This window comes from Dehalococcoidales bacterium (assembly GCA_028717385.1).
Taxonomy (GTDB): Bacteria; Chloroflexota; Dehalococcoidia; order Dehalococcoidales; family CSSed11-197; genus CSSed11-197.
This window is the reverse complement of the sequence record JAQUNW010000048.1, coordinates 1-4,990: the sequence shown is the minus strand read 5'-3', so window position 1 is coordinate 4,990 and position 4,990 is coordinate 1. Positions and strand designations below refer to the sequence as shown.

The 4,990-nt window shown below is 44.4% G+C and carries 8 protein-coding genes; 7 read left to right on the top strand and 1 reads right to left on the bottom strand.

Going from position 1 to position 4,990, the window contains the following annotated elements; genetic code table 11:
- Nucleotides 1-303: 303 nt before the first annotated feature.
- The 6 genes from PHX29_06970 (at nucleotide 304) to PHX29_06945 (ending at nucleotide 3,140) form a co-directional block, all read left to right on the top strand.
- Complete coding sequence (locus PHX29_06970) at nucleotides 304-918, top strand: hypothetical protein (GenBank protein MDD5605624.1); 615 nt, start codon at nucleotides 304-306, stop codon at nucleotides 916-918.
- Nucleotides 919-1,035: 117 nt separating this feature from the next.
- Nucleotides 1,036-1,527: a hypothetical protein gene (locus PHX29_06965; protein MDD5605623.1), complete on the top strand. Its 492-nt coding sequence runs from the start codon at nucleotides 1,036-1,038 to the stop codon at nucleotides 1,525-1,527.
- A gap of 193 nt (nucleotides 1,528-1,720) precedes the next feature.
- Nucleotides 1,721-2,005, top strand: a complete 285-nt coding sequence (locus PHX29_06960; protein MDD5605622.1) for a hypothetical protein — start codon at nucleotides 1,721-1,723, stop codon at nucleotides 2,003-2,005.
- Between the two features lie 97 nt (nucleotides 2,006-2,102).
- Nucleotides 2,103-2,501: a hypothetical protein gene (locus PHX29_06955; protein MDD5605621.1), complete on the top strand. Its 399-nt coding sequence runs from the start codon at nucleotides 2,103-2,105 to the stop codon at nucleotides 2,499-2,501.
- Nucleotides 2,502-2,578: 77 nt separating this feature from the next.
- On the top strand, nucleotides 2,579-2,863 hold the full coding sequence (locus tag PHX29_06950; GenBank protein MDD5605620.1) for an SLC13 family permease: 285 nt from the start codon (nucleotides 2,579-2,581) through the stop codon (nucleotides 2,861-2,863).
- Nucleotides 2,864-2,966: 103 nt separating this feature from the next.
- Nucleotides 2,967-3,140 carry an ATP-binding protein gene (locus PHX29_06945; protein ID MDD5605619.1) on the top strand — a complete coding sequence of 58 codons (174 nt, stop codon included), beginning with the start codon at nucleotides 2,967-2,969 and terminating at the stop codon, nucleotides 3,138-3,140.
- On the opposite strand, the gene PHX29_06940 is transcribed toward PHX29_06945, so the two are convergent.
- Nucleotides 3,137-4,087: a hypothetical protein gene (locus tag PHX29_06940; protein MDD5605618.1), complete on the bottom strand. Its 951-nt coding sequence runs from the start codon at nucleotides 4,085-4,087 to the stop codon at nucleotides 3,137-3,139. The two genes, PHX29_06945 and PHX29_06940, sit on opposite strands and share 4 nt — an antisense overlap.
- Nucleotides 4,088-4,233: 146 nt before the next feature.
- Here PHX29_06940 and PHX29_06935 point away from each other — a divergent pair, with 146 nt between their 5' ends.
- Complete coding sequence (locus tag PHX29_06935) at nucleotides 4,234-4,851, top strand: metal-dependent hydrolase (protein MDD5605617.1); 618 nt, start codon at nucleotides 4,234-4,236, stop codon at nucleotides 4,849-4,851.
- Nucleotides 4,852-4,990: the final 139 nt, after the last annotated feature.

Below are 4,990 nucleotides of genomic sequence, written 5' to 3'. Positions count from 1 at the left end.
GCAGCCCTGGGTCAGAACAAATACAAGATCCAGATAGCCAAGGTTATGACCAAACGTGCCATCCTTGCCTGCAAATAGCCTTAAGGCTTAACAGACAAGCGTTACAGGCACAACGAAACGGGCTGGATAATCTCCAGCCCGTTTCTGATATCTTTTTTCTGCAATATGCGTTATATATACTGCGTATTCTTAAGTTGATATTCTTATACGACAGGACAAATCAAGCAAACTATTGTATAATAATAAAGTAAAAAGAATAATATTCAAAGGTGAAATAATTAATCCCAAGGGAGGGCAAATGAGATGAATATCGCAAACAAATTTCGCATCCAGAAACGATATATTGCTTTCTTTACCTTGGTACCTATTCTGGCACTAACCGCCCTTATCAAAACGCCTTGCCCAGTTTGTGACAGCCAAGGAACATTATCTAGCTCAAGTATGGACGAGGTCGAAATCGTCAGCGTAGAATACCGGGAATTAACCCGTTTTCTGGCTGGTTGTGATTCATACCGCGTATATCAATATGAGGTAGATGTAGTATTCGAAAACCATTCACACGAAGAGGCTGGAGGCTGGGTGAATCTTTTTCTTATTGATTTTACCACCGGCAAATTGCTCGATACACAATTTGCAATTGCTGAAGTTGAGCCGCAATCTGCAACAGAAAACACATTTACGGTGTATTTTTCCACCAGCGTGATGGTTGACCAGCCCAAAATCACCGAAGTACAAGCATCTATTAATAAAGGTGATGTGAGCTGCAAGGCTTGCAATGGAAGTGGGAAGGTAGCAATTAATTCGTGGCCATTAGTCAACGAACTCAAGGATACCTATATCGAAACTCAGCGTGAGCCCAGGCCTTACATGCCACCTATCTGGGTTGAGACTGAAGGCCAGGCAGGTGTTGACTACTAGCGAGAATACTTTAATATCTCGCCAATAAAACAAGGGGTATGAGGACGAGGAGTTGTAAGGGGGAGAATAAAATATCCTGCGTTTATGGTGATTACTGCCTTAGCTCTGGCGGCTGGTTTGTCATACAATTCTAATGCAGGGGAATCAACAGCTATTCCAACCACGTATAGTGATTCTCCAGCCGCCAGCATTTCAAATCATACCCTTAACACTACGGGCACGTTTAAAGATGAAGAGCTATTACAACCAGTCAATCCACTTGATAGCTGGCTATATTATGAGTTAATCATACACAGTATCATATTATTACCTGAAAATATTAATCTTGGGGGGAAAGTAGATATCTGGACTGATATCTATTGCTCCGGTAATTACGAAAGTCGGATTCGCGCGTTTTTAATTGTCAACCAAGAATTGATCGAAGATAAAATTTTGATCATCCCACCGGATGAGAATTTCCCTTTTGTGTTTAGCTTCACACCTGAAAAAGCAGGTAATTATGATATTACCGTACGCGTAGCTTGCGAAACAGCTAATAAACCAGCTAACCCTTATGATACCCAATGCTACCACCTGGATGCCTGCGCAACTGTCGCTGCTGGTGAGTAACTAACCAGCATCATCTTTGTAAGCTGATTAACGACAATTCATTGTAATTCCCCTTAAGATTAACATTGTTGAATTCTTTTATTTATAGTCTTATATTTAGCCAACATCATAAAGTTAAGGCGGAAAATAAATGGAAACAGAATTCTATTGCTGGGCGCGATGAAACACCTGCCGTAAAGCAAAGGAGTTTCTTTTGCAAAAAAGCTTCACTTTAAAAGAGCGTGATTTTTTCAAGGAACCGTTTAACCGGGAGGAAATCAAGGGCATTTTAAAGGATAGTCCGCCATCTGAAATGTTTAATTTTAAAAGCCCTTCATTCAAAGAGCTTGGGGTCGAGGCTGAATCATTGAGTGATGATAAATTGATTGAACTTATGTCAGAAGAACCCAGGCTGGTACGACGCCCGGTGGTTGTAATAGACGGGAAACCCCATTTCGGAGCCAGTCAGAAGGTACTGGCAGATATACTCAATTTATAATAACGAACATATATCGAATACAAATCGTCTAATCCTAACCTTTTACTGCGTTTACCGTTAGAATTTATAAGCACTAATAGTAAAAGGAGAAGGACTCATGAAAAAACGCTGGTACCTTATCACCCTGGCCCTGGCCATTATACCGGTGCTTGCAATTGCCTGCACAACCCAGGTCAGCGGGGAAGGCAAAACCCTCACGGAGGAGCAAGCCCGTCAAATGGCGGAAGGATTTATAAAAGACTGCCCAACCTTTGCTTACGATGGCATTGAAAGCTCTCTCGTGCTGGAAGACACTCTGTATCCGGATATTAAAAATGCCTGGACAATCGTCTACAAATTCGAATGCAGCCATTCAGGTTACGGGGATAGAGACGGCCAGATGCTTCTGCAGGTTATTACCCCACATGAAGCCATGATCACAGTGGAAAACGGTGCTATTAAAACTGCATTGATGGATGGGTGCTGGGATATGTTAGCCCAGCAATTTATAGATTAGGCTTCAAGCCATTGCACTAAGTAAAAAAGGCCAGTTAATAACTGGCCACCCTGGCTTTCTCATTGCCCGGCGATAATATGGATAGTTTCTCAAACCTGGTCTTCAAGGCTGCAGGTAACAACCGGGCTGGTACACTTGCCATGGTATCTTCCGCAGTGGGTCTTCTTTCCGGTTTTATCCAGAACATCGGCGCCGTGGTGATTTTTCTTCCCTCGATTTTGAACCTGTCAAAACGCATTAAAGTTTCCGCTTCCAGCCTGATAATGCCAATCGGTTTTGCCGCAATTATGGGCGGTACATTGACTATGATAGGCTCACAGCCTTTGATCATGGTCTACATCCGATTACCTTCTGCAAGGTGAAGCATCCGGAGAGATAAAAGAACTGCTGGAACATATCAACCGGGATGCCAGGCGTACCGCCTCGATTGTAAATTACCTGATGGTTTTTGCCAGGGAACAACCAATGCAAAAAGCGCCGTTTTTACCACTCGCAAAGTCGGACAGGGAACTTGCCTGGGGTCTTTCCATCGTTTATGGGATTATTACCGAACATGGCGGGAATATAAGAGCGGAAAACAAGCCTGGCAATGGAGCTGTTTTTATCATTGAGCTTCCAAGTATCATCCTTAATAACTAGATAATCGAACAATCCACCAGGCTCATGGAAGTCAGCGAGCCTCTGAACCTGCCCGATATCACTACCGTCTGCCCGCGTTCCAGCCCCTCCAACTGAAAAGCTTTATCCATATTAAACACGCATTTTATCGAACGGAAAATATTCTGGTCTTTCCCTGTCACCGTAACGTACTGGAAATCCCGGTCACCACGCACGTTTGCCAGCGCAACCACACCTGTAAGCGCGAGCAACTTATCATTGTAACGTTCATCTGCAGTCTCATCATTCTGTTGATAGGCTTCCATCAGCTCTTCTATAGTTATGTCAATAGCTGCCACCGGCTCGAGCTCGGGTTCACAAGAATGCTCAGCCTCTTCCGGGGCAGGTTCTGGTGCACAAGTTGCCAGTTCTTCATTTTGGCCTTCCTCACAGACTGCATTCGGCTCTTCCGGATCTTCCTCGACAGGCTCCTCCGCAAAAACCTGGTAATCAGAAACAGGACTGGTTGTTTCACCCGCGCCAAACACACCCGGCACCTGTTCCATCATTTCTTCCCAGCTTGATGCTTCCCCCTCTGCAGCAGATTCTTTGATATCTTCGCCTTTAAAGCTCCTGACGGGCTCCTCCTCACTAAACTCCCGGCTTTGGCGGGCAGTTTCTATATCTGCAGCCATCACCTGGAATTCTTCCTCATCTTCGCTTAGAAGTAACATCTCAGCGGGAGGTTCACCTGAATGCAGCGAAGCATTATCCTCTTTTTTAACTGAGAAGTTATGCGCCACCGGTTCCGGTTGCATAAAATCCTCAAAAAGCTCCTGGTATTCAGTTTCCGGCATCCTTCTGAGTTTAACCGCCTGTGTATAAGTTACTTCCAGCCTTTTCCCCTTTTTCAGCGGAAAGCCACACCAGGGGCAAGCCCAGTCCAGAGTAGCCAGGGTTCTCTGCCCGCAATTTCTGCATGTCTCCATCTCTTATAAAACCATTCCTTTTACAGTAATTGTTAGACAACCCTAGTTTATAATACCAAAGGCTGCTAATTCCAGTTCTGAATTTATAATTAATCACTGCCTGAAAAAGTTTACCCGAACAAGGTAAAAGGTTTATTATTACCATTATGCTACTTTTTGCTCACACTGGTATAACCGCCGGCTGCGCCTGGCTTGCCGGTAAAACCGTGTCCATATTGAATCGAGATGAGCCTGGTCCAGTTAAAACTGGCGACGGAGAAAAATCTGCCAGCGCAAGCGCTTCTTCAAGGGTTAACAAACCTTTCCATGTATCTGGAATAGATTACAGAATGCTTTTGATCGGTTCCATGCTTCCCGACATCATCGATAAACCTCTTGGAATCTATCTGCTGGCTGATGAAATAGGTAATGGGCGCATATATGCTCACACCCTTCTTTTTTTACTCATACTGATTGCAGCAGGCCTCCTGCTGTATTATTACCGGCGCAACACAGCCCTGCTGCTGCTTGGTGTCGGCACATTTGCCCACCTTGCTCTGGACCAAATATGGCGAAATCCACGTACACTGTTCTGGCCGCTGTTTGGGGTGGTATTTGAGCGCCATGAAACCGGGGAATGGCTAGGTGGGCTTTTTGAAACACTTACTTCAAACCCGTCTGTGTATATACCCGAGATTATCGGTACGTTAATCGTGGCAGCATTTGCCTGGCATATTATACGGGGTGGCAACCTGATAGCGTTTATCAAAACCGGCCGCATTTAAAAAATAAAATCGCCGTCCAAAGCTAGGCACACTTGACAATAATTCTCTGGCAATGATAGCCTTAGCGACAGTGCTAGAAAGTGCACAAAGACCTCCTTTGTCACAGTAATATTTTTGACAATTTTAATACTAACTCGGG